General features: G+C 60.5%; 24 protein-coding genes and 1 tRNA gene. 14 read left to right on the top strand and 11 right to left on the bottom strand.

What is annotated here, in order from left to right; all coding sequences use genetic code 11:
• Positions 1–25: 25 nt before the first annotated feature.
• Entirely contained in the window at positions 26–817 is a 792-nt protein-coding gene (locus CRI93_RS03680) for a lysophospholipid acyltransferase family protein (RefSeq protein WP_098061257.1), read from the bottom strand.
• 185 nt (positions 818–1,002) lie between these two features.
• Here CRI93_RS03680 and CRI93_RS03675 point away from each other — a divergent pair, with 185 nt between their 5' ends.
• From CRI93_RS03675 to CRI93_RS15295, 6 genes are all read left to right on the top strand, one after another.
• Positions 1,003–2,199 (top strand): TolB family protein, encoded by a 1,197-nt coding sequence (locus CRI93_RS03675; RefSeq protein WP_098061256.1) that lies wholly within the window; start codon positions 1,003–1,005, stop codon positions 2,197–2,199.
• A gap of 177 nt (positions 2,200–2,376) precedes the next feature.
• The gene (locus CRI93_RS03670) at positions 2,377–4,368 is read left to right on the top strand and encodes an asparagine synthase-related protein (protein ID WP_098061255.1); all 1,992 of its coding nucleotides are present in this window, start codon (positions 2,377–2,379) and stop codon (positions 4,366–4,368) included.
• Complete coding sequence (locus tag CRI93_RS15050; RefSeq protein ID WP_141491552.1) at positions 4,365–4,520, top strand: lasso RiPP family leader peptide-containing protein; 156 nt, start codon at positions 4,365–4,367, stop codon at positions 4,518–4,520. Before CRI93_RS03670 ends, CRI93_RS15050 begins: the two co-directional genes overlap by 4 nt.
• 65 nt (positions 4,521–4,585) lie before the next feature.
• Positions 4,586–5,560, top strand: a complete 975-nt coding sequence (locus CRI93_RS03665; RefSeq protein ID WP_098061254.1) for a phosphoenolpyruvate carboxykinase (ATP) — start codon at positions 4,586–4,588, stop codon at positions 5,558–5,560.
• 105 nt (positions 5,561–5,665) lie between these two features.
• Positions 5,666–5,833: a hypothetical protein gene (locus CRI93_RS15300; protein ID WP_176521664.1), complete on the top strand. Its 168-nt coding sequence runs from the start codon at positions 5,666–5,668 to the stop codon at positions 5,831–5,833.
• A 65-nt stretch (positions 5,834–5,898) separates the two neighbouring features.
• The gene (locus CRI93_RS15295; protein ID WP_176521663.1) at positions 5,899–6,048 is read left to right on the top strand and encodes a hypothetical protein; all 150 of its coding nucleotides are present in this window, start codon (positions 5,899–5,901) and stop codon (positions 6,046–6,048) included.
• Positions 6,049–6,146: 98 nt separating this feature from the next.
• Here CRI93_RS15295 and CRI93_RS03660 read toward each other — a convergent pair whose 3' ends face one another.
• The 4 genes from CRI93_RS03660 to CRI93_RS03645 form a co-directional block, all read right to left on the bottom strand.
• Positions 6,147–6,464: a PqqD family protein gene (locus tag CRI93_RS03660; protein ID WP_098061253.1), complete on the bottom strand. Its 318-nt coding sequence runs from the start codon at positions 6,462–6,464 to the stop codon at positions 6,147–6,149.
• Between the two features lie 75 nt (positions 6,465–6,539).
• Positions 6,540–6,980, bottom strand: a complete 441-nt coding sequence (locus CRI93_RS03655) for a lasso peptide biosynthesis B2 protein (RefSeq protein WP_098061252.1) — start codon at positions 6,978–6,980, stop codon at positions 6,540–6,542.
• Between the two features lie 15 nt (positions 6,981–6,995).
• A complete protein-coding gene (locus CRI93_RS03650; RefSeq protein WP_098061251.1) occupies positions 6,996–8,246 on the bottom strand; it encodes a nucleotidyltransferase domain-containing protein in 1,251 nt (416 codons plus the stop codon).
• A 4-nt stretch (positions 8,247–8,250) separates the two neighbouring features.
• Positions 8,251–10,158: an ABC transporter ATP-binding protein gene (locus CRI93_RS03645; RefSeq protein ID WP_098061250.1), complete on the bottom strand. Its 1,908-nt coding sequence runs from the start codon at positions 10,156–10,158 to the stop codon at positions 8,251–8,253.
• 213 nt (positions 10,159–10,371) lie between these two features.
• Between CRI93_RS03645 and priA the strand changes: the two genes are divergently transcribed.
• Positions 10,372–12,837 carry a replication restart helicase PriA gene (priA, locus tag CRI93_RS03640; protein WP_098061249.1) on the top strand — a complete coding sequence of 822 codons (2,466 nt, stop codon included), beginning with the start codon at positions 10,372–10,374 and terminating at the stop codon, positions 12,835–12,837.
• 267 nt (positions 12,838–13,104) lie between these two features.
• Here priA and CRI93_RS03635 read toward each other — a convergent pair whose 3' ends face one another.
• From CRI93_RS03635 to CRI93_RS03615, 6 genes are all read right to left on the bottom strand, one after another.
• On the bottom strand, positions 13,105–14,205 hold the full coding sequence (locus CRI93_RS03635; protein WP_098061248.1) for a 6-bladed beta-propeller: 1,101 nt from the start codon (positions 14,203–14,205) through the stop codon (positions 13,105–13,107).
• A gap of 100 nt (positions 14,206–14,305) precedes the next feature.
• Positions 14,306–14,563 carry a hypothetical protein gene (locus tag CRI93_RS03630; RefSeq protein WP_098061247.1) on the bottom strand — a complete coding sequence of 86 codons (258 nt, stop codon included), beginning with the start codon at positions 14,561–14,563 and terminating at the stop codon, positions 14,306–14,308.
• 144 nt (positions 14,564–14,707) lie between these two features.
• The gene (locus CRI93_RS03625) at positions 14,708–15,808 is read right to left on the bottom strand and encodes a 6-bladed beta-propeller (protein WP_098061246.1); all 1,101 of its coding nucleotides are present in this window, start codon (positions 15,806–15,808) and stop codon (positions 14,708–14,710) included.
• 78 nt (positions 15,809–15,886) lie between these two features.
• On the bottom strand, positions 15,887–16,141 hold the full coding sequence (locus tag CRI93_RS15045; RefSeq protein ID WP_141491550.1) for a hypothetical protein: 255 nt from the start codon (positions 16,139–16,141) through the stop codon (positions 15,887–15,889).
• A gap of 176 nt (positions 16,142–16,317) precedes the next feature.
• The gene (locus CRI93_RS03620; RefSeq protein ID WP_141491549.1) at positions 16,318–16,869 is read right to left on the bottom strand and encodes a hypothetical protein; all 552 of its coding nucleotides are present in this window, start codon (positions 16,867–16,869) and stop codon (positions 16,318–16,320) included.
• 443 nt (positions 16,870–17,312) lie between these two features.
• Complete coding sequence (locus CRI93_RS03615) at positions 17,313–18,560, bottom strand: carboxypeptidase-like regulatory domain-containing protein (protein ID WP_176521662.1); 1,248 nt, start codon at positions 18,558–18,560, stop codon at positions 17,313–17,315.
• A 1,201-nt stretch (positions 18,561–19,761) separates the two neighbouring features.
• Between CRI93_RS03615 and rplM the strand changes: the two genes are divergently transcribed.
• The 7 genes from rplM to CRI93_RS03580 all read left to right on the top strand — a co-directional run bounded on the left by rplM (position 19,762) and on the right by CRI93_RS03580 (position 24,478).
• Positions 19,762–20,205 (top strand): 50S ribosomal protein L13, encoded by a 444-nt coding sequence (gene rplM / locus CRI93_RS03610; protein WP_098061243.1) that lies wholly within the window; start codon positions 19,762–19,764, stop codon positions 20,203–20,205.
• A gap of 48 nt (positions 20,206–20,253) precedes the next feature.
• Positions 20,254–20,652 carry a 30S ribosomal protein S9 gene (gene rpsI, locus CRI93_RS03605; protein WP_098061242.1) on the top strand — a complete coding sequence of 133 codons (399 nt, stop codon included), beginning with the start codon at positions 20,254–20,256 and terminating at the stop codon, positions 20,650–20,652.
• 176 nt (positions 20,653–20,828) lie between these two features.
• Positions 20,829–21,842, top strand: coding sequence for a 30S ribosomal protein S2 (rpsB, locus tag CRI93_RS03600; RefSeq protein WP_098061241.1), 1,014 nt, complete (start codon positions 20,829–20,831; stop codon positions 21,840–21,842).
• Positions 21,843–21,933: 91 nt separating this feature from the next.
• Positions 21,934–22,761 (top strand): translation elongation factor Ts, encoded by an 828-nt coding sequence (tsf, locus tag CRI93_RS03595; RefSeq protein WP_098061240.1) that lies wholly within the window; start codon positions 21,934–21,936, stop codon positions 22,759–22,761.
• Between the two features lie 101 nt (positions 22,762–22,862).
• Positions 22,863–23,627: a UMP kinase gene (pyrH, locus tag CRI93_RS03590; protein ID WP_098061239.1), complete on the top strand. Its 765-nt coding sequence runs from the start codon at positions 22,863–22,865 to the stop codon at positions 23,625–23,627.
• 76 nt (positions 23,628–23,703) lie between these two features.
• On the top strand, positions 23,704–24,273 hold the full coding sequence (gene frr / locus CRI93_RS03585) for a ribosome recycling factor (RefSeq protein ID WP_098061238.1): 570 nt from the start codon (positions 23,704–23,706) through the stop codon (positions 24,271–24,273).
• A gap of 116 nt (positions 24,274–24,389) precedes the next feature.
• Positions 24,390–24,478: transfer RNA gene (locus tag CRI93_RS03580), tRNA-Ser, on the top strand.
• Positions 24,479–24,504: the final 26 nt, after the last annotated feature.

The raw sequence follows: 24,504 nt of genomic DNA, 5'->3' as shown, positions 1-24,504 counted from the left end.
GACCGCATGCATCACATAGAATCATTCATACCGCCTCCTGCGAATCCCGCTTAGGCGAGGGAGCCGGCTGCGTTGCCGCCTGATGCTCGGGGACATGCGGGGCAATCACGTTGCGCACGTCAGCGGCTAACTCATTGGGCTCCGTATCTACAAACTGCTCGGGCGGAATCTCGGGCAGCACCTGGATGTGCATGTCATGTGCCCCCTGCAACATCATACTCTTCTTAGGCAGCGCATTGCTCGTTCCGCTGATCGCCACCGGCAGAATAGGCACGTTCATCTCTTTCGCAAGGGTAAAGGCGCCATGTTTAAACCGCCGCAGCTCGCCAGTGCGCGAGCGCGTACCCTCCGGAAAAATGAACACGCTGCTCCCGTTGCGCAAATGCGTGCGGCACGCCTCCATCATCTGCCCAATGCTCTTACTATCGCCGCGCCGCAGCGCCACATAATCGTTCATGCGCATATTCCATCCCAGAATAGGCACCTTGAAGATCTCGATCTTCGACACCCACTTAAACGGAATGAACAGCCGAAACGCCACCAGAATGTCGAGGGCCGACTGGTGGTTGGATACGATTACGTACGGCTGATTCGAACGCACATGCTCGCGGCCCTCCACCGTTACCGACCACAGGGGGTTCGTCCACAGATAAAACGACGCCCAGAACGAAGAGTAGAGATGCAACCCCTTCAGCCGAGGGTCGAACGGCCTCGTAACCGCCCACACCAGCACCGCACCCACATAGAAAAGAACGCACGTAACCACGATAAACAGCAGGAAGAGAGCCGATCCGGTATAGCGGAGCAGATTGCGCATGGGCACCACCAAAAACGATCAGAGCATGAAAGCCATACGGTCACATGGCGTCGTAGTGTTCTCTATGACGCATCCCACAGCTCCGTTTCCCACGGTCTGTTTTCAGCCATTCTTTTCTCTTCTGTGGCTGCCAGTGGCTATGTTGCAATGGTTTTATTCTGCTTCGTTTTTCTGCATGGCTGCCTATGCGCCGATTTCTCTCGTCTGCCTGCCTGCTTCTGCTGATTACAGGAGCCGCCCTCCTGAACCTGCACTGTGCGTCGTCATCCCCCACCACCGAGGCCGACAACGCGCCTGAAGAACCCACAGGCCCCGCCTACACGCTCCTTTCGCACGCCAATGATACCCTCAGCGTGCACCACCTGCGCACCGATGCCCAGCGCGCGGTCCGCTCCGGCGTCACACGCATCAAGCAACACGTAGACGCGCCCACCCGCAACGCCGTGGCCTTCACCTACACCACGCCCGACTCGGTGCACCTGGCGCGCTACACCCTGGGCCACGATCGCATCGAAGAGGTAGATGCCCGGGCCCAGCCGGCTACGTACTCCATCGGCTGGCATCCCGAACGCAACGCCTTTGCCTATGGCGTCTACACCCCCACCGCCGATGGCAATCGCGGCCCCGGCACCCTTCGCATTGCGGAAAACGGCACCACGCGTTCGGTGGGATGCAGCGCATCGACCGAGGTGCTGGCCTGGCTCTCCAATGCTCAGCTGGCCGTTCGCAACGACGACAACCTCTACCTCGTGGCCGCCAACGGCTGCGCCACCGAAGCCACCCTCGACATCCGGCGGCACTACCACATGACGTACGACGCCTCGCGCACCCGCATGGCCTACATCTACCGCACGCTCGAATACAACCGCGAGGCCGATGCCTACCAGCCCGACTCTACGCTGTACGTGAGCAACGCCGCGGGAACGCAAGAAACCCGGCTCTTTGGCGATGACCGTGCGCCGCGCCACGCCACCTGGGCACCGAACACGCCCGAGCTCGCAGCCAGCGTGCTTGAAGAGGGACGACGCCGCCTCGTCGTGTACAGCGTCGAATCCGACGAAACCACCTTTCTCGTTCCCCCAGCTACGGCTCCCGAAGGCGCTCAGCAACACCCGCACTGGTCGCCCACCGGCGATGCCGTCGCCTTTACACTGGCCACCGGGAACCGCCTGCAAGCCGCTGTCCGCCAGGCCGGATCCACCGACCTACTCCAGCCTGCCACCGGTCCCGTGTGGGGCTGGGTCGATGCCCAAACTCTCGTCGTGCCGACCAGCGACGGACTCACCCTCCTCGACCTCAACGGATCGCCGCTCCATACGCTACCCGACGAAACCACGCTCGTCGGCGCCTGGCCCGCTAATGCCGCGCCCAACTCCGAATGACGACAAGGCGCGTACGTCTCCAGCGGCTCGCGCACAGCCCTTTTCCGGTTCGCCATGCGCCAAAAGCGCACGTGTACACCAACAGAAGCCGATAGCCCCGTTCTGCGCCCTCCGATATACTGACAGCAGGTTGCTCGATATCCCTCTGCTACTTGTCCGTTTTCGGAGTCCACGCACATGCGCCTCCTTGCCGGCCATCTTTCCTGGCATGCCGCCCCGGCCCACGCTTGGGTCGCGCACATCCTTTCGGATGCCACGCCGCATCCCCCTGTGCCGCTGCTGCAAACGCCGCACGCGACCATAGGGAGTGCGACCTACGCGGGCATCCACCACCTGCGCGACACCCAGATATACGTCGCCGCCGATGCGCGTCTCGACGATGTGCAAACGCTCTGGCACACGCTTCGGACATCGACCGATCCGGCCATGCCGCCGTCGCCCGCGCACCTCATTGCACGGGCCTACACGCGCTGGGGCGCCGACCTGGGCCGCCATGTGCTGGGGGATTATGCCATCGCCCTCTGGGATGCCCGTCAGCACCGCCTCGTACTCATCCGCGACGCCATCGGCATCTGTCCGCTCTTTTATACGCACACACCTGGCGGAGTCGTTGTTGCCTCTACCGTGCGCGCCCTGCTTGCGCACCCGCAGGTCGCCCCTCGCGTCAACGAGGAGGCCGTGACCCGCTACCTGGTGCGCGCTACCACAGGCGGCCTCGACACGTTTTTCGAAGGGATACGCGCGGTACCGCCCGCCCACGCACTTGTGCTCACCTCAACAGGCACAACATCGCACCGCTACTGGCAGGCGGAGGCCCAGGCCCCAGCCCCTCCGTCATCCGATTTCAGCTCTGATAGCGCCTGTGCCCGTGGCTTGCGCACCGTGCTCCAACGCGCCGTCAACGACCGCATGGCGGGCTTGGGCACCGGCGTGTCGGCCAGTGGCGGACTCGACTCCTCGGCAGTGGCATGCCTGGCCCATATCGCTCAGTCCAGTGCGGCCCCGCTTCCGCTTTTTGCCGCTACGTTTCCGAACCTGCCGCCCAACCTGCGCCGCCGCAGCGACGAGCGCACGTACCTCAATCACCTCACGCGTACCGGACGCTTCCGCACGCACCAGTTGCCGGTAGATCACCTCAACCCGGCGGCGCATCTCGACGACACCGTACGCGAGTTGGCCGCGCCGCCCCACATCTGCAACCTGTACCTGCAACGCCACATCCACCGCGCCGCGCGCCAGGCCGGCTGCACCGTGCTCCTCGACGGCTCCGAAGGCGACGTCGCCGTATCGCATGGCTTCGGATGGCTCTCGGAGCTGGCCGCTGCCCGGCACTGGACAGCGTTCATTGACGAGGTAAAGGCGCTGGTACATCGCATTGGGGGCGCACGCGGCCCCGATCTATTCTGGGCTTTTGGCGCGCCCTATCTGCGCGAGCACATCGCTTTACACAAGGCCAGCGGACTACAGGCCGCCTGGCTGCTGCACCGCGCGCTTGGTGTATCACGCAAGGCGCTCTGGATGCGCTGCGTGATGGGAGGCGACTCGCCCTCAATAGCTGCCGCGCTCGTTCGTCCCGAGCGGGCCGCCCTGCTTCCCGAATCCCCCGAACCGCCCCTGCCACGGACCGAGCGCGAGGCCCACGCCCAGTCGCTCCGCGTGGCCGATGCTGCGACCGGCGCCGTCTTGGCTGAGATTAACCACCTGGCTGCTGCGGACGGCATGGAGCGCCGCCACCCGTTCTACGACCGGCGTGTGCTGGAGTACTGCCTGGCGCTGCCGCCCACCCAGAAACTCCGCCACGGGTGGACGCGCTGGGTCTTGCGCACCGCCATGGCGCCCGACATGCCCACTGCAATCCGTTGGCGGGCCGGCAAGTCGAATCTGGCCCCCACCTTTGAGCGCAACTTACTGCGTGACGCCGCCCCTCGCCTCGACGCCGCTGCTGCGCATCCCCAACTCACCGACTACCTGGCCCCTGGCGCATTGGCTGCGGCCCGTGCGGCAGGCGATGCCACCACCTGCTGGCGCATACTGGGCGTAGCAGCCTGGTTCGACGCGCTGCCTGATCTTGCCGCCCCTTACTCTGCATCGTCAAGCCCCTTGCGGCAAGACGTGTCCCCGCTTGTCGATGCATCGCATTCTTCATCCCTACCCTCTACGGTATCATGACCAAGAAGCCCGTTTCCTACGAAGCACCCACGCTCACGACCTTCGGGTCCGTCGAAAAGCTGACGCGCGACCAGACCCGCATCTGCAAGGCTACCAGTGGCCCGAAAGACGGGCTGTTCACGCACGGCAATTTCGTATCCGACTGTTCATAGCTGCTGCCGCTTCGGCGGCACAGTCTCAGGCCTCGGCAGCCTGTTTCGTACTCTGCTCTGATTCCATGCTTCATGCCATGCATCATTACCGCGCATACGGACTGCGCATCCGGTCGTCCATTCCGTTCCCTGAACTGATGGTGGCGCCCGCTGCACAGGCTGCCGACCTGACCATTCTGCGTGATGCCTTGACCGACGCTCCGGCATTTGCCCCGGAGCGTTCGGTGCAAGTGCGTACTACCGGCTCAACTGTTTATGCCCACTGGACTAACTTAGGCACATATGCTGCTGACAGCGGCACGTGCATCCGATTTTGCCCGGCTCCAACGGCTACACCAGCGATGCAGCGTCTTCCGCTGTTGGGCGTGATGATGGGCCTGATTCTGCACCAGCGGGGCACGTGCACGCTACACGGAAGCGCAATCGCTCTTCCACACGGCGCAGCGGCCTTCATCGGACCCAAAGGCGCGGGCAAGTCGACCACCGCAGCAGCGCTGCAAGAAGCCGGCTATCCGCTGCTCTCCGACGACGTGCTGGCGCTTGTGCGCCCGGCTCCCGATACGCCCGTAGCCATTGAGCCCGCGTTTCCGCAGATCAAGCTCTGGCCCGACGCCGCCCAGGCGGTAGGGCAGACGCCCGACCGGTTAGATACCATTGCGCCCCGCCTCCCGAAACGCGCGTGGCGCGCCCCCGACCGCTTTGCCTCCCACGCCCACCCGCTGCGCGCCATCTACGTACTCGGTTTTGGCGATGCGCTCGCATGTACTCAACTGGATGCACGCGAGGCGTTTGTGTCCGTGCTGTCTGAGACCTACGCGCCGCGCTTTGTAGGCCGCCACGGCACCGGCGCCAATCATTTCCACCAGCTCGCCGAGCTGGTGCGCCACGTGCCTGTGTACCAGCTGGAGCGCCCCCGCGACCTAACGCAACTGCCCGACTTGGTGGCCCTGCTCACCGATTCCCCGAAAACCTCTCTCGATACGAGTCCCGATGCGCCAGTAGCGCATATGCCCACACACACGATGGCGCCCCTGCCTTGAGCAATTGTCAGATAGTATCGCTATTCGGCTCCGTGTATGTTTAGGCAACGTGCTTCTGCTGTTCAGCACGCTTCCGTACGCTACACTCCAATCAATTACTGTCTCATGCCTAATACCGCCCCTTACACACCACCACGCCTTACAACGTACGGCTCAGTGGCCACGCTCACCGCACGCGGCTGCGCCTTTGGCAAGCAGATCGGCGCGCCCAGCGATTTCAGCTTTTCCATTGGTGGACACGAATTCTCGCTGCCTATCACGGATTGCTCATAACAGCCGTCCGAGTCGTACCTGTGCCGTCTTTTTCGTTTACCCACTATCCCAACGTACTCTCTGATATGAAACGCTCTACATACACGCCGCCCACGCTCACCACCTACGGCTCCGTCGAAGACATCACCGCCGTGCCCGGTCGGGGCGAGGGCCCGCCCTTCGACTGCCCTCCCGGTCAAGGACGCCCAGATAACCCGGTCTTCGACTGCTCGTAACGCACGGTCGGTTCAGTTTTCCACTGCAAAAAAAAGCGCCCTCGGCTTGCACAGCCCAGGGCGCTTTTTCGTAGGTATGCATGGGCATTGCAGATGCATTAGGCGGCCTCATCGACGACGGTCAGCAACTCGGCTTCGTGCAGCTCTATCAAAAGCGCACGCACGTCGCGGCCCAACACCTCAGGATCAACGTCGGGATACGTGTCCTGCAGTGCGGCGCACAGATCGGCGACCGGCTGCGGCGTCTGAATGAGTGCCCAGATCTGGCTGCCCACGGGGTTGAGTCCGTAGTACACGCCGTTGCTCAGGTTCAGAATCACCTCCTCGCCCGCCAGATCGGAAGACACGTGGGTGTCGGAGGCGCGCACGAGCGTATCATCGGTCAGGGCGTCGGGGGTCAAGGATGTATCAGTCATGGGGATGCGAAAGGGTTGGATTGTAGAGGATGGAACGAAGTCATCGGAGCAGGCGGTGCAGTCTGCATCGCCGGGTTACAGCGCAGAGGGCGCCTGCAATGGAGCAAAAGAGGTCGGCCCGTCGGGGTCAGTGATCGGCACGCCGTCGCGCTCCAGCCAGGCGTGGGCAGCAAGCCCCGCTCCCCGGCGCTGCACGCCAATACGCAGCGCGGTTGGGCAGCCCGCCCGCGCCAGCAGGTAGCGCGTGGCCAGCGACTGCGGCAGGCACGGACGCCGCGGGAAAAGCGCGTGACTTACCACCGCCCCGGCCCACACGCGTCGCCCGAGTTCACGCTCATCTGCCGTCCGGCGAGGCTGCGGCGCGCTGGCCTGCACCACCCGCTGAAACGGAACCAAACGCAGCGCTGCCCAGGCCAGGGGCACGGCAACGAGGGCCTGTGCCAGCGCACGGCGGCGGCGCCACGGGACATGCCACGCCACACGCGCCAGACTATACAGTCGATTGAATAAAGCCATCAGAGCCAGCACACGTTAGGCGGATACGAGGTCGGAGCGTGTAGATGCGGGGGCAGTCTCGGCGGATTCAGGCACCGGACCGCGCCGCCAGTCGCGCCATATGCGCACCGGGCGCACCAGCGCGTACAGCGGCGTAAGCGGACGCGGAAGGTCGACAAAGGCACGGTCTTGCGGGCTGGGCTTCAGGCCACGACGCAGGTACTCGATCCACATGGGCCAGGCATCGCGCCAGCGGCGCCGTGTGCGCGCAAAAAAGCGCACCTGCTGCCACCGGATGGTGCGGTCGAGCCCGGCCTCGGTCCAAAGCCAGTTCGTTTCGATGAAGCGGGCCAGTTCGTCTATCATCGGGTCGGCTGTGATGGCTGCCCGAAATGCTGGAGCAAGCGGCGCCTCCAGCCATCGCTCCGCTACATGCAGCCCCAGAAGCAGCACCCGCTCGCAGTGGAGCGCACGCGCATGCTGGCAGAGCGCTTCTGCATCCAGCTCGGGATGCCCATGCAGCACATGCGCCACATCGGCGACCCACTTCAGGCGCGCCCAGTGATGCTTGGTGCCATGCGCGCAGAGGTAGAGCAGCAGGTCGTGGGGCGCCATCGTGTAGAGGGGCTGCCCGCCGACCGTTGTCAGCGTAGCGCGCTGGAGGACATCAGCGGCCTCCAGATGGTAGGCCAGCGTCTTGTTGAGGAGCTCCGTGTGCAGCTCGACCATCACCTGGTCGGCGGCGCGGTGCATCTCTACGCCGATGTGCGCCTGCAGCGCCTGGTCTTCGGCGTCGCCCGTGCGCAATGGGGCAAAGTGCATGGTCTGCAGTATCTCTTTCACTGCCGGCAGATCGGCGGGCGCCACGAGCACGTCCAGGTCGGCAAAGCGGCGGAACGCGAGGTTGCCGTAATAGCGCTGCGCCAGCACCGCGCCCTTGAACGGCACAACACGGCAGCCCGCATCTGCACATCGTCGAAGTAGGTCGAGCAAGACGTGCAGGCGGTGCATGTTGAAATGGGCAGTGGCCCGGCTCGATGCGGCCAGCGCCTCGCGGACGGCAGCGGGCACCCGCGCATCTCCATGAATACGGTTGTTCACCATCGCCTCCACGCCGTGCCGCCGCGCATGCATCTGCACCACCTCCCAGTTCAGGTCGTGGTCAAGGAGCGCGTTGAGGTGCGATTCATCGGCAGCGGAATGCATGGCCGCGCAGGTCTGCACCAATGCGGTTTCGGGGGGATGCGCAGGCGGCGATCCATTCGGAGAACGAGTGGCAGTCGACATGGGCTTACGAGATGGATGCGGAGAACGGCGGCGAGGTCTGGAAGGCGGTGGCCGTGTGACGACGCGGCGCGCGATGCTCAGTCTGCGTGCGCCACGACTGCGCGTAGCGTCCGCCCTGGTCAAGGAGCACCTCGTGCGCGCCCTGCTCTACGATCTGCCCATGCTCCATCACAATGATGTGGTCGGCGCGCATGGCGGTGGTAAAGCGGTGCGTAATGATGAGCGCGGTGCGCCCATCCACGAGAGTGCGGAAGCGATCGAGCCAGGCGGCCTCGGCCCATGAATCCATGAAGCTGGTCGGTTCGTCGAGGATGACGATGGGCGCCTCGCGGTAGAAGGCCCGCGCCAGCGAGATGCGCTGCCACTGCCCGCCGCTCAGCTCCACGCCGCCGTCGAACTGCTTGCTGAGCAGCGTGTCGTAGCCGTGGGGCAGCTCCTGGATGAACGCATCGGCCCCGGCGCCCTGGGCGGCGCGCTGCACAGCGCTGCGGACCTCTGCATCGGAGCGATCGACTTGCACATCGCCCAGTGCAATGTTGTTGGCGGCTGTGGCGATGTATTGCACCGGATACTGAAACATGACCGCGATGCGGCGACGCAGCGGGGTCGGGTCGAAGTCACGCAGGTCGGTGCCGTCGAGCAGGATGCGTCCCTCTTGCGGATCGTAGAAGCGGCACATCAGCTTCAGGAGCGTGCTTTTGCCCGCGCCGTTGGCTCCGACCACCGCGACCGTCGCCCCGGCAGGCAGGTGCAGACTGAAGTCGCGCAGCACCCAGGCGTCGCTGCCCGGATACCGGAAGCCGACGCCCTCGAACGTAATGCCGTGCTGCACGGTCTGCGGTACGGGCACAGGCGTCTTGTGCGCGGTTTCGGTGGACGATTCGATGTCGAGGAACGTGAAGAGGTGCTCCAGGAAGAGCGCATCGGCGTAGAGCGTGCCCAGGCTGCTGAGCACGGTGCGCATGAGGCTCTGCCCCTGGTCGAACGCGCGGTAGAAAAGCGCCAAATCGCCGAGTTGGGCCTGCCCCTGCAGCGCACGCGCACCAATCCACAGCAAAGCGCCGCCAGTGATGACAAGCGCCGTGAGCCCTGCTCCAAACGTGGCCAGGCTCTGATCGCGCATCAGACGCAGGCGGTCGGTGCGCAACGTCTCACGCACGGACGTGTAGGCGGATCGAAAGCGCTCGCCGAGTCCGAAGAGGCGCACTTCGGCAGCCGGCACGGGATGCGTAACGACGCGGTCGAAGTAGTGCGCCCACCGCCGCTGGTCAGTGGTGTCCTCCCACCAGCTATGGTGCCGCTGCTTGTGGCGCACCACCACCCAGAGCGCCGGGAGCGTGCTAACGAGGAGCACCCCCGGCAGCCACACGCTGTACGGAATAAGCAGCGCCGCCACGCCGACCAGCGTAATGGTGTGCTGCGCAATGGTCCCGATGCCCTGCAGCAGCGAGAGCGACCGCGACGCCGCCTCGCTGTTGGCGCGGTCCATGGTGTCGTAGTAGGCCGGCGACTCGTAGAACGCATACGCCACCTCGGCAGCTTTCTCGTGGATGGCCGCTTTGATGTGATCGTGCAGCAGCTCCGCCTGCGCCGTCTGCACCCACGCGCCCACAGCCTTCAGCACCTCCAGCGTCACCATAATGCCCGCCATGAGCGCCGCGGGCGTGAGCACCGGCGCCGCCGTCTCCCACGATAGCCCCATATTGAGCGCCTCCGCAATGCGATCCACAAGCACCTTGGTCAGGTAGACGGATGCCGTGGGCAAGAGCCCTTGCAGCACCAGCAGCACCGCCCAGGCGAGCGTCCATCCACGCGTGGCGTTCCACGTCATGCGAAGCGCACGCGGCAGATACGCCAGACGCTCACGCACATGCTGGGCCTGCTCGGCTACCCGCTCAACAGAAAGGGACATACGAAACGGAAACGGTATAGGAGATACGGGGCAGGCGCATCCAGACGATGCGTGAGTCCAGTATCGCGCAGGAGGATGTGCGGTCTATCATCCATTCCTACCCTCGGGCTATGGGGATTCCGCGCATCTTGCCGATTCAACATATCGCTCCCACGAGCGTTGGGGAAGCGCCGCATCCGAACTTACCCTTGCAAATCCAACGTCCGCCTCTGCATGACCGTCAACGTCGTTCTGCCGCTGCCGCTCGATCAGGTGTTCTCCTACGCCGTGCCGCCTGCGCTGGAGGCCGACGCCCAGCCGGGCTGCCGCGTGCTGGTGCCGTTTCGCGGACGCCGCCTCACGGGCGTCATTACCGGCGCGGGCCCCGATCCCGACGACGTCGACTTCCGGATGCGCCCCCTCGACGACGTGCTGGACGAACAGCCCACCTGTCCGCCCGAACTGCTGCGCCTGACGCACTGGATTGCGGATTACTACGTGTGTAGCTGGGGCGAAGCGCTCAAAGCTGCTCTGCCCGCCGGGTTCACGGTGCAGACCGAGCGGCGGCTGGCACTGGGGGAGGCGGAGGCCGCCGCCTGGCCCGATGATGACGACGCGCAGTCCGTGCGGCGCGACCTGGCGAAGCACGACTCGACTACGCTGAGTGCCGTGCGGAAGCGGCTGGGCATGGCGGTTTCGTTACAGCGCATCCGGGACTGGGCGGATGCGGATCTCGTGCGACTCACGACCACCTTGAGCGATCCCAACGTATCCCCTAAAACCGAAACCCATCTGCAGCTCGCAGGCCCGTTTCAGTCCCGAAGTGCCGCCCGCGATGCTGCCGAGTCGCTGCGGGGCGATAAGCAGAAAGCGGTGGTGCGTACACTGGCCACCGCGCATGATCAGCAGCGCACACCCGTGCGGCAGGCCGACCTCGTGGATGCGCTTGATGCGCCGTACAGCACCATCCACAGCCTTGTCGAAAAGGGACTGGTGGAGCGTACCGAGGAGCGCGTGCATCGCTCGCCGCTGAGCGACCTGCCGCCGCCCGGCGATCCGCCCAACCACACGCTGCATGCGGCTCAGCAGGATGCGCTGGACGCCCTCAAGGCGAAGATTGCCGACGCCTCCTACCATACCTTTCTGCTGCACGGCATTACTGGGAGCGGCAAGACTGAAGTGTACATCGCCGCACTGAAGCAGGTGGTTGAGGCCGGGCGCAGCGCCATTATTCTGGTGCCCGAAATTGCCCTCACGCCGCAGACGGTGCAGCGCTTTCGGGCGCATGTGGGCGATACGGTGGCGGTGCTGCACTCGCAGATGAGCGCAGGCGAGCGCTTCGACACGTGGCAGGCGCTACGCGACGGACGCAAGCAGATCGTGATTGGGCCGCGCTCGGCGGTGCTGGCTCCGCTCGACAACCTGGGCCTCATTGTGGTGGATGAGGAGCACGAAGCCTCGTACAAGCAGTTCGATCCGGCCCCCCGCTATCACGCCCGCGACGTGGCGGTGATGCGCGCCCACATGAATGATGCCGTGTGCGTCTTGGGCTCAGCCACGCCCAGTCTGGAGAGCACCATGAACGCCCGGCGCGGCAAGTACACCCGCCTGTCGATGCCCGAGCGCGTGCCCACGACCGACGGCACGGTGGCGCAACTCCCCGAGGTGGAGATCCTCGACCTCACGAAGCAGCGCAAGAAGCATCAGCTAAACGGCCCGCTGTCGGATCCGCTGCTGGAGGCGATCCACACCCGCATCGAGCGCGATGAGCAGGTGCTTCTGCTGCAAAACCGGCGGGGCTACGCGCCCGTCATCGAGTGCGCCGACTGCGGCTGGGTGCCGCACTGCACCGACTGCTCCGTGTCGCTCACCGAGCACAGCCACGGACGCCAACTGCGCTGTCACTACTGCGGATACACACGCCAGACGCCGTCGCACTGTCCGTCGTGCGACTCCGACGCCCTGCAGCGCATCGGCACCGGCACGCAGCGCGTGGAGGAGATGCTCGCTCGCGAACTGCCCCAGGCCACCGTCTTGCGCATGGACCGCGACACCACGCGGCAGAAGGGCGCGCACCATGCGCTCTTGAGCGCGTTTCGGGAGGCGGGCGACATCTTGCTCGGCACGCAGATGATCGCGAAGGGCCTCGACTTTGCACGGGTTACGCTGGTGGGCGTGGTGGATGCAGACGTGGGCATGCTCTTCCCAGACTTCCGCGCCGAAGAGCGCACATTTCAGCTGCTCACCCAGGTCGCCGGCCGCGCCGGACGCGCTGATTTGGCGGGCACGGTCCTGCTGCAAACCCGCAATCCCGACCATGCCGCGCTGCGCTTTGCCCGCACGCACAACTACGACGCCTTCGCCAAGCATGCGCTGGAGGAGCGCAAGGCGCTGCGGTACCCGCCGTTTGGCAACGTGGCCTCGGTCGAGTTCCGCGCGCCCAAGCAGGAGGAGGCCGAGCACCTCGCCACCCAGTGGACAAACCGCCTGCAGGAGCGCAGCGACCGCATCGACATTCTGGGTCCCAACCCGGCATTCATCCAGCGCGTGCAGCGATACTTCCGGTACCGCACGATCCTCAAAACCACCGCCGGACCTCGTGTCTTGCAACGCGCCCTGCGCCACGCCCGCGCCGCCTACGGCAGTCCACCGTCCAACCACTACGTGTCGATTGACATGGATGCGTTGGATTTGTTGTGATACCAACTCCGCATGCTCCGTTGGGGATGGGGGGATGGAAGCGTGAATGGGCGGATGAAAACAGCGCACCGCCTTATTCCCATTTTCAGGGTAAAACGGAAATAAGGGTGAGTTGCAGTCCGGTTATATCTTCTATTTGAGAATAGCGGGCTCTCGTATTCACATGCAAGGTTTTACTGCAAGCGCCTATACCAGCCAGAGCAGCTTTCAGCCTGCGTCCTCCAAACTTCCACACATCCAAACTTCCATCCCTCCACACGTCCACACTCAATCATCCCACCCAACCACTTCGTACACGCCAATTTTACGCTGGTCGGGCGTGGGGTCGAGTTCGACGTAGATGCGGTTGACGTCGTCGCGAGCGAGAATCGGGCCGGGTAGCCTCAGGGTTTCTTGCTGGTCGGAATTGAGGTCAGCGAGAATGGCATAGTCCTCGCGCTCAGCCGGGTCGTGCTCGTTCTCGTAATAGGCCAAGCTTCGGTTTTCAAATCCCTGAACCAGCGTCTGATTTGGCGTGACGTAGGTACGTCGAACTAATGAGACATTCGAGAGTCGATCGAGAAAACCGGATCGATCACTTTGGGCCATGTCAATAGAAAGGGACTCGGATGGATGTTTGAATTCGGGATGTGAGAGCTGCTTTACATCTGCGAGTGCACGATTCTCCGTATTATACACCTGAACATCGGGCGTCAGATTGTACCCGACGACCAATTTTCCATCTTGCACGTCAATCGAGGCTTCTCCCAAAGCATATTCCGCCTCTGTATACATCTCAGGATATGAACCGAAGTAGTGCTCCAATTCAAACTGCTCATTGAAATACGCCAACGTTGGCTGTTCAGGAGACGCTGGAAGATTGAGAACGGACTCGCTCCTTGTTGCGGCGTGGATGTATCCTTCCTCTACGATATAAAAAGCATGAGCGCCCAAACTTTGTACCCCTTCTGGAAATTGATAGCTGTCTACATACGTGCCCGATGTATCGAAAACAGCTATTCTTTGCCCGTTGGACTGTTTAACCACGACACGGTCTCCTGCCACTTTCACAGATACTGGACCGCTAAGCTCGCCAGGTCCTGCGCCAGGCTCTCCGATGTAACGTGCAATGGTTCCATTCCTGTTTAGCACTGCAATACGTCCACGTTGTATGTCAGGGACGTACATACGAAAGGGGGCATTCGCAATGTATAGGACATCGTAGTTTCCAATGTAGTCCTCATCCGTCTCTTGAATCGCGATCGTGTCCAAAGGAACCAACTGGTCGCTCTCCGATAGCGTGTGGACTTCGGGGGAAGTATCAGAACTGCACGCTGACAGTGTTACAAGAAAGAGGACTGTGGCAAGTATAACTTGAAGAAACCGCATGCACCGAAGATACTATTCGTGTAACGTGCCACAACTCCTGATTGAGCAGGAGTTGTGGCACATCATTGTTTGTATAGTAGGATTGAAAACCTCGATTTTGCTATGAATCAGATTCCTCAAGAAGTCCGTCCTCAATCGTACCCGAACAAGGACAATTGATAGGCTGTCCAGTACATTGCCCCGGGAAAACGAGGTCGTTACTGCAGAAATCCATCTGGAGATCTACATCAGACTTCGCCGTTGCCTCGGTCATGCTCATGCTGTGAACAGCAAACCCAGCAGCAACGAGTAATGCAAGCACCAGGAACGCCGAACTCAGAAAGTTGGCCAGTCGGCCCGATAAGGAGGAATCAGTCATCGGTTTGTTGGTATCTATCAGAAAGAGCGACGAGTTAGGGAGAGGGTACGTCGTCGGCACCACAAAGGCAGAACCGCTGCCCCAATGGCTCCCCGTGCCGATGGTTCAAGTGATTAGTAAATGTTCAGGATATACCCTGACTTTTTACTCCCACCCAGCCACCTCATACACGCCAATTTTACGCTGGTCGGGCACATGATTCAACTCGATGTAGAGTCGACCTTTTTCATCACGCGCAAAAACACGCCCCGGAAGCTCCAGATTTTCTTGTTCTCCCGAAGCGATATGAGCAAGTGTAGCATAGTGAGTCCTTTCTTCTTCACTCAGGTCGTCATAGAAGGCCTCCGTTCGATTATTAAATACCTGAACGGCCACGCCACTCTTTAATACAAATGTCTGCCATACAAATGAGGTGTTAATGGCGTGCTCTTGAAGCTCATCTCGCGGCATACTCATTGGAAGTTCCGCATCAGGGCGCATGAACCGTGGGTGTTCTATCGAAATGGTCTTAGCAAGAGGATACCCTGAACTCGTCATATCATAAAGTTGGATATCTGGGCTCAGATAGTACCCTACAGCAGCATGTTTCTGATTAATATCAAGCGTGGTGAACTGCCATACATACTCACCCTCTTGATAGAACATGGGATATGAACCAAACCGCTCAGCAATGCCCGCGTCCTCATTCAGGCGAGCAAGAACGCTCTGGTCTGGAGTTGCTTTTAGTCCACTGGCGCGCGGATCGGCCTCATGGATAGCCATATAAAGATCCCCCTCATGAGCATTTAATGACCATCGTCCTCCTCGCCAGACGCCCTCTGGCAAACGATGTCGCTCTAAAAAGCGCCCCTCGTCTGTAAAGAACGAAAGTTGAGCCTGCGCATCTTCTACAATGATACGATTCCCAATTCGAATGGCGCGCTCGGGCGTATCAAACTCACCGGGTCCTTGCCCATGTTCTCCAATAATCTGCACGATTTCGCCCGATGCTCCATCTACCACAGCTACACGATGCAGCTTCCGGTCGGCAATATAGAGACGCAACGGGTCCGTTGTAACCCCGATGGATTCAAACGCACCGATGAAGCTCTCATCAGTCTCTTGAATCGCGATGGTGTCAACAGGTACCAGTTGCTTGCTTGCTGATAGCGTGCGGACTTCAGAGGCGGAGTCGGATTTTCCTACACAGGCTGAAATAGTGAAAAGAACAGAAATTAGAATTACGAAGAGTCGAATGTGATACATACGTTTCACTATTTTTAAATCAAATGCAGCTCTTGCACTCAATAGTGCAAGAGCTGCATATAGCGTTATTTTGCAAAGTTACGAACTAGACTCTTCTGCGAGTTTATCTTCCGGTGTAATAACAATCTCACAGAAGCAATTCGTTGGGGGGCCTTGGCAGGCATCCACACCATTCCAAGTATCACAGACTTGAGAATTAGCTTCAGCCTTCGCCGTGGCCTCGTTCATGCTCATGCTATGAACAGCAAACCCAACAGCCATGAGCAATGCGAGAGCCAGAAATGCCGAACTCAGAAAGTTCGCCAGTCGGCTGGATAAAGATGATTTGTTCATCGGTTTATGAGGGTTCATTGATAGAGAATACGAAGAATGGGGAAGGGATACGTCTTCGGCACCGAGCAGACAGAAGCGCTGTCCATCCGGCCCCCATGCCGATGGGTGTGGAATCAATGTCTGGAACGAAGTTTTGGACGCAAGGCATAGGTCAAATCATTCTGGTGAACAAGCGCCTATGACACATCGAGCAACCGGCGGCGGTCGTTGTCGGATCGCTGCTCCGAGGGCGATACAACACGCGGCGTCTCATCTTCCGAAACCAGCACGACCGCTGGGGTACGATCCACTCCGAGCGTGTGGTTGAACCACTCGGTGGTGTCGAGACGCGTTGGATACGGCGTCGCAAACTCGGAGAGATAGCGCCGGGCAGGCGTTGCACCGCGCTCCTTGAGCACATTGATCGCCTGCACCTGCGCATGCGAAGCCGCCAACTCATGCCAGCGGTCCATCGCCTCCCGATTGGTGTAGCAGTCATGCGGGCGATATACAAAAAAGACCATCTGATCAGCGCGCGGCGACCCTGTGTTTCCAGCAGACGAGATAGCGGCAGGCGACTTTACGGTTTCGTCTTCCATAACGAGCGGAAGAGCAGCCCACGATACATCGTCAACATGTATGGCGGGTGGTGCATCCCAGGTTGAGCCATCCGCGGAGTACCACCAGGCCAAAGCGGTTAGGGCCAACACCACACACCCGATGCCGATCTTGTGTAAAGGGTGAAGCATAACGTGATTTGATTGTCGTGCCTTGATGCGCTTTTAACGTGAAAAAAAAAGCGAGCGCCATGCAAGTCTGAAATGTTATCAAAGTGTGAACGGAGACTACCGCTCATTCCATCCTTCTGTTGTTCTGTCACGTGTGATTGTTTGGGTCAAGCCGAGATCGCTACGCGTGCCGTGCCGTCCCGAACAGTTTCCGCTAAACGCCGAGGAGATGGTTCTTCCAACAGTGGTCGGGGCTCCTCCGTCGGCCTTCGCTCACCATGACAAGTGGTTAGTGGAAGGGAAGCGTTGAGATTCTTCCGCATAGCGGCCTCAAAGTGACACGAGGTAGGGAATCCTGCTTCCGTGGCAGGGGATTATCGCGAGGAGCATGAGGAATGCTCGTGTGGGAAAGATCGCTGACGTATCGCGCAGACTGTTCGGCGATTACGTACAATGCGTTCTTGCTATTCGGAATTGCCAGGCTCCTCTACAAGGCGTCCGAATGCTCCCGTTTGCTCGAACGACTGAATTACGGACTCGTCAGTTGGGGTGCGAGCCAGAACGGGATTGTTACGCCAGAATGCAGGATCGTACTCTGCTTCGTCAATCGCCGCATAGTCGTTCTCGATATCTGACGTGCCAAACGTATCCGTTGGATTGTGGTCGTAGACAAAGAACGTGGAACTGGTATTGTAGCGCCGCCGGTACTCTGCAACGGCGTGCTCATATGACAGGTCAAACCGGACCTGGTCTAAGACCGTGGCCGACAGGTCGTCAAGTCGCCGAAAGACCGCAGCCACCCGAAGGGTCGTGTTTTCCATGTCGCCCCCCACGTTCCAGAAGAAGGAGCCGGAGCTCTGCACTACGCCTTCGTATCTATAGAGATCATAGGTGTCTGCGTCGATGAACAACATGCCCGCAAACGCCGGGGTGTCCAGGTCGGATCGGGGCTCGTATGCTATTTTTACGATGTCGCGCCCCTCTTGCGTAAGACGTCCCACAATCTCAAACGAAAAGAGGGTTTCCACGTCTGGATGAAACGGCTGCACCATGTAAGTCTCCTCTAACGGCAGAGAAGGGGGCACTTGCAGCCACTCTCGCGTCATGACTGAAAAGTCTTCCCATTTGAGTCGGTAGTTAGGTCCCTCAGATTGCGCATAACGGGCCTGATCGATACTCACTCCCTGGATGCCGGAGGGCGATGTGAACGTGTTATAAAACACTTCCATGTACTCGGTATACACCGTATCGGAATCTGCACGGGTAACTTGGCCTTCTTGCGTCTCCTGGTAAAATCCCGTTTTCTGGCGATAAAATCCTTTCACGCCCTTTATGTACCGTGTTCTCGCTTCAGAGAGGTGCTCAACTCTCTCCAGCGCGTTTTGCACATAAGACGCGGCGGTCCTTCCCGTAGCTACGGCTTCACCCAGGGCAATTGTGGTCGGCTCCATCTGGACCTCTACAGCATTGGCAGCAGCTTCAGTCACCTCTTGCGTTACGCGTTCGTATCCGATATGACTGACCGTTAGCCGGACCGGAAGTGAATCGACGGCAAGAACGAACTCGCCGTTCTCGTTGGCCGCCGTGCCGCGCGATGTCCCCCCAATGCTGATGTTAGTAGACGGAAGCGACGCGCCGGTAGACGCATCAACAACGCGCCCTTCAATCTGAAGGGGTTGTGCCTGCCCACGGGTAGCCAATGGGAGCAGCACAAGGGCAAAGAGCAAAAGCCTCAAATATACTCGGTGTGGCATGTCTGGTAGCGGTTCAACGCTAAGTGATGGAGGAAAGATGGCAGTAGCCGGAGACTGGGAGCGCCGCCCGGCGCGGACGTCTCCGGCGGGACTGGCGTAAGCGAACGGGGGACCGTTCGCCCCAGGAAAGATTTTTATCGGGAGAGCTATCATTTAACGCCTATCCACTACCGCATGTCTGAAAACGATTTGTCTGACGAGTATTGAAGCATGCGAAGAGAAGGCGGCTCGTACTTTACTCCGATAATAGCCATAGAATTGGCAAAGCATACCGCGTACCGAATGACTGAGCTCATGTCATGTTAACACAAAGCCAGATGCCACGCAAACCTCAAAGCGTCATCACGTACGTGTACGGCGGTCTACCGCTCATTCCATCCTTCTGTTGTTCTGTCACCTGTGATTGTTTGGGTCAAGCCGAGATCGCTACGCGTGCCGTGCCGTCCCGAACAGTCGCCGCTAAACGCCGAGGAGATGGTTCCTCCGACAGTGGTCGGAGCCACAGGGTGCGGGACTCCGCTCACCATGACAGACTTCGTGGGAGGCGGCAGCCCACCCGCTAACCACCACGTCGCGATCGATAGGGACGCGCTGGATTTGCTGTGAAGCGGGACCGAGACGTACGCTACGAGAGTTTTGTATTTTGGAGCAGGCTTACTCTTCAACTCTGACGGATTCTCGTCCGTGCCGCCGTGTTGGTGCATCAAGATTAAAGGAATACCTTTCTACCCTCAAAACTTGCACCTTCCTCTGGTCGTGCACATACGCCTGTAGTGTGAACGCAATACTTTTTTGCAGTATCCTGGATTTGCGGCGCGTCACAGCCTCTGTGCATCGCGTCGCCCCAGCGCTTCGCCTGGCCTGCCGCCCGAGTGCGCCTGAAGGGCGTGCTCAACAGATGGCAGCGCGCCTCCATCATAGTGATGCGGGCGCGGGCCCTCTTCTGTGCGGATCTTGCATCGTTGCAAGCGCCGGTGCTGCAGCCTACCGCCGGCCCCGCCTTCGCATGCGCTGCGCAACACACATTGGGCCCTGTTGTCGCACATGCCGGAGCGGATCCCCTCGTAGCGTTCCAACGCAGGCCACACCCGCGCCTGCTGGGTAGAGGCGGCCCGCTTCACACTTTCGGATCCGAGCGTTTTGCAGACGGACTATACCTATGAATACACAAAGCTTTAAGACGTACAGCGCCAAACCGCGCGACATTGAGCGCGACTGGCATATCGTGGATGCCGCAGACATGGTCGTGGGGCGCTTAGCCTCGCGCATTGCCCATGTGCTGCGCGGAAAACACAAGCCGATGTACACCCCGCATATGGACACCGGCGACTTTGTCGTGGTGGTGAATGCGGATAAGGTGCGCTTTACCGGTCAGAAAGAGACCGACAAAACGTATCGCAGTTACAGCGGCTATCCCGGCGGCGAGAAAGAGCTTTCGCCCGCCGAAGTGCGCGATAAACATCCTGAGCGCCTCATCACGATGGCCGTGAAGGGCATGCTCCCCAAAAACAAGCTGGGGCGCCGCATGCTTACCAAGCTGAAAGTGCATACCGGCCCCGAACACCCCCACGAGGCTCAGCAGCCTACTCCGCTTGAATGGTAAAGACGAGCGGGTTTTCGTTTGTGCGTTACCACCAACCCTCCCTCCATTATGGCTTCTATTAAGCAATTTAACGCCGTTGGGCGACGCAAGACGTCGACGGCCCGAGTGTATCTGCGCCCGGGCGACGGCACCTCGTTCACGGTAAACGGCAAAGATGCGTCCGAATACTTCCCGGTCGCATGGCGCCGCCGCGAGCTCGACCAGCCCTTCGTGGTGACCGACACTGTCGGCAACTTCGATGTGCTCGTTAATGCATCGGGCGGTGGCCTCACCGGCCAGGCCGAAGCAGCACGCCTCGGCATTGCCCGTGCCCTCGTCGAGTTCGACGAAGAGCTGCGCCCGGCCCTGCGCAACGCTGGCTACCTGACCCGCGATGACCGCATGGTCGAACGCAAAAAGTACGGCCAGCCCAAAGCCCGGAAAAAGAGCCAGTACTCCAAGCGTTAATCCGTTCCGGAATCTGGTCTTTCCAAGCGAATCAATCATACGGCCCGATGCCACGTGGGTTGACGACCCTCAGGGGATCGATGCGCGCACATGCGCTCCGCCTCTCGCGTCGTTTCGCGTGCCAGACGACGGTCGTAGTCGCCTAAACCCGTTTTTTCACGCTTACCACCCAACCTATGGCTACCGACGAAACCCCGAAGGCCGACGAGGCCGCTTCCACCGATGCCACCGAGGCTCCGCCCGAAGAGGCGTCCTCTGAATCCGACACCGCCGAGGCCCAGCCCGACGCGTCTGCTGACACCAGCGACGACGCGCAAGCGGAGCAGGACGAGGCGCAAGACGCCGAAGCCTCAGACGCCGAAGCCTCAGATGCTGAAGCGCAAGATGCCGAGGCCCCCGCTGACGACGACACCGAAGCCGAGGACGAGGACGACGATACCTCTGTGGCCGAGGCCGGCGGCGAGCCTGAGCACCGCGTTACGATCGAGCAGCTGCTGAAGGCCGGTTCGCACTTCGGCCACCTTACCAGCCGGTGGAATCCGCGCATGAAGCCGTACATCTTCATGGAGCGGAACAACATCCACATCATCGACCTGATGCAAACGCAGTCGATGCTCGACGACGCCGCCGATGCGGCCCGCCGTTTTGCGCGGGGCGGACGCAACATTCTCTTCGCCGGTACTAAGAAGCAGGCGCAAGACATTGTGCGCGAGCACGCCGAGTCGGTGGACATGCCGCATATGGTAAACCGCTGGTTGGGCGGCACGATGACCAACTTCGAGACCATCCGGAAGAGCATCTTCCGCATGGAAGAGATCGAAAAGATGGAGCGCGACGGTACGCTCGACAAGCTCAAGAAAAAGGAGAAGCTGACGCGCCTGCGCGAGCATGAGAAGCTCGAAAACGTGCTGGGCGGCATCCGCGATCTGCCCGATACGCCCGGTGCCATCTTCATCGTTGACGTGAAGCGCGAGGATATTGCCGTGAACGAAGCGGTGAAGCTCGGCATCCCCATCATTGCGATGGTGGATACCAACGGCGAGCCGTCGAACATCGACTATCCCATCCCCGCCAACGACGATGCGCTCAGTTCGATCGAGCTCATCACCTCCACGATCACCGAAGCCATTCAGGAGGGCTTGGAGGAGCGTGAGATGAAGAAGAAAGCCAGCGCGAAGCAAAATGCGTAGTGTGCATGTCGGGCCGGGTCGCACTGCGATTCGGCCCGCTTGCATATTGTCTCTGTCTGCTTTTAGATGACCCTGAATTTCAACCAATCCCATGAGTATTTCCGCCCAAGACGTAAAAGAGCTCCGCGATGCCACTGGCGTGGGCATGATGGACTGCAAAAAGGCCCTTGAAGAAGCCGACGGCGACTTCGACGAAGCCATTGAGCTGCTCCGCAAAAAAGGCCAGAAAGTCGTTAAGAAGCGCGCCGACCGCAAAGCCGAAGAAGGGCTTGTTGTTACATCAATCGCTGCCGATCAGCGCCTCGGGGCCATTGTTGAAGTGAACTGCGAAACCGACTTCGTGGCCCGCAACGACGACTTCTCGTCGTTTGCCGACCGCGTGGCGGACCTCGTTCTGCAGGAGCGTCCCGACGACCTGGATGCGCTGCATGCCCTCGATTACAACGGCGAGCGCACCGTGCAGGAAGAACTCGTTCGCATGACGGGTCGCATTGGCGAGAAGCTCGCGATCCGCCGCTTCGAACTGATCGAAGCCAGCGACGACGGCCACATCGTGTCGTACATCCACCCCGGCTCAAAGCTCGGCGTCCTTGTGGACGTAACTGGCGACGACGAGCAGGCCCCGCTCGACGTGGCTATGCAGATTGCGGCGCTGAATCCGGTGGCTGTATCGCGCGATGAAGTCCCTGAATCCGTACAGGAAAAGGAGAAGGAGATTGCCCGCGAATCCGCCATTAGCGATGGCAAGCCCGAGCACGTCATCGAGAACATTGTGAACGGGAAGCTGAACCGCTACTTCCAGGACAATGTGCTCTTGGAGCAGGACTTCGTAAAAGACGCGTCGACCTCGGTGCAAGACATGCTCGACGATGCAGATGTATCGGTGCACGGCTTTGTGCGCTACGCACTGGGAAACTAATCCGTACCGCAGCAGCAGGGGCTCCACCGCCGAGCGCCTGCTGCTGGGTACAGCCCTTACGCCACGCTATTCTCTCGAATCCCGACTTTTCGGCTCCTGCTATGTCTACCGGCTCGCCTGCGCACACCCGCATCCTGCTTAAGCTGAGCGGTGAGGCGCTCTTAGGCCCCGACCGCGACTTTGGCATCGACGAAACGGTGATTCGCAATTACGCGCAAGAGATCAAGCGCGCCGTCGATCTGGGCGCTGAGCTTGCTATCGTAATTGGGGGCGGCAATATCTTTCGCGGTGTGCAAAACGCCATGAAGGGCATGACGCGCGCCCACGCCGACTACATGGGTATGCTGGCCACCATGATCAACGGCATGGCCCTGCAAGATGCACTGGAGCAGGTGGGACTACAGACCCGGCTGCAGTCGAGTATCAAGATGGAAGAGATTGCCGAGCCGTTCATTCGGCGGCGGGCCATTCGGCATCTGGAGAAAGGACGCGTCGTCATTTTCGGGTCGGGAACCGGCAATCCGTACTTCACGACCGACACCGCCGCTGCGCTGCGTGGCCTCGAAATCGATGCCGAAATGATCTTGAAAGGCACGCGCGTAAACGGCGTGTTTACCGCCGACCCCGAAGAAGACGATTCTGCAGAACGATTTGTGGAGATCCACGGCGACGAGATGATCCGTCGCAACCTGCAGGTTATGGACATGACGGCGCTCACTCTGTGTCGCGAATCGTCGATGCCGCTACGCATCTTCGACATGGGCGTAAAGAGCAACCTGACTCGCATTGTGCAGGGCGAAGACATAGGCACACGCGTTCACTGGAACGAAGAGGCCGATGCGCCTTACGTCACTGCAGCCCTGTAGCCGCGTCAACGCGCACCGACTCCCCTGTAAACCGCCACTGGCTTTTTCACTGACCCGGTTGAACCGGCTTTTCGCTATGTCTGATACGCCCATCCAGGACCAACTCGATAGTGCCGACGAGCAGATGCAGGAAACGGCATCGTACCTGCGCAGCGAACTCAACACTATTCGCGCTGGGCGCGCCCGCCCCGCTATGCTCGACAATGTCAAAGTAGATTACTACGGCAGCAAAACGCCGCTCAACCAGGTAGCCAGCGTAAGCGCCCCCCAGGCCGACCTGCTCATTGTGCAGCCGTTCGACCAGAACGCCCTCAGCGACATTGAGCGCGGCATCATGATGGCCAACCTGGGCCTGAATCCCTCAAACGACGGCTCCGTCATTCGTGTCCCCGTGCCGCCGCTTTCTGAGGAGCGCCGCCGCGAACTGGCTGGCACCGCCCGCGAACGCGCGGAAGAAGCCAAGATCTCCATTCGCAACATCCGCCGCGAGATTAAAGACACCATCCAGCGCATCGTAAAGGAGCAGAACCTGTCCGAAGATGTGCGCTACGGAGCCGAAGAAGACCTACAGGAGCTTACCGACAAGTACGTGAAGCGCATCGACACCATGACGGAACGGAAAGCAGATGAAATCATGGAAGTGTGAGTAACATAACCTCGCACGTAGGCTTACCAGATACGTGCATTTAGACACTGCAGCGCATGTCGCACCGCACGATACACTCTGCAGCGTCTGTTAGCATCAGCGATATTACCATAAACGGAGGGGTGCCCGAGCGGTCGAAGGGGCTCGCCTGGAAAGCGAGTGTACCGTTTACGCGGTACCGGGGGTTCGAATCCCTCCCTCTCCGCATCAACTCTCTGCAAACCGGGCTGC

The organism is Longimonas halophila, from assembly GCF_002554705.1.
In the GTDB taxonomy this organism is placed as follows: Bacteria; Bacteroidota; Rhodothermia; order Rhodothermales; family Salinibacteraceae; genus Longimonas; species Longimonas halophila.
The sequence above is the reverse complement of the archived record's forward strand: the minus strand, read 5'-3'. Positions and strand labels throughout refer to the sequence as shown.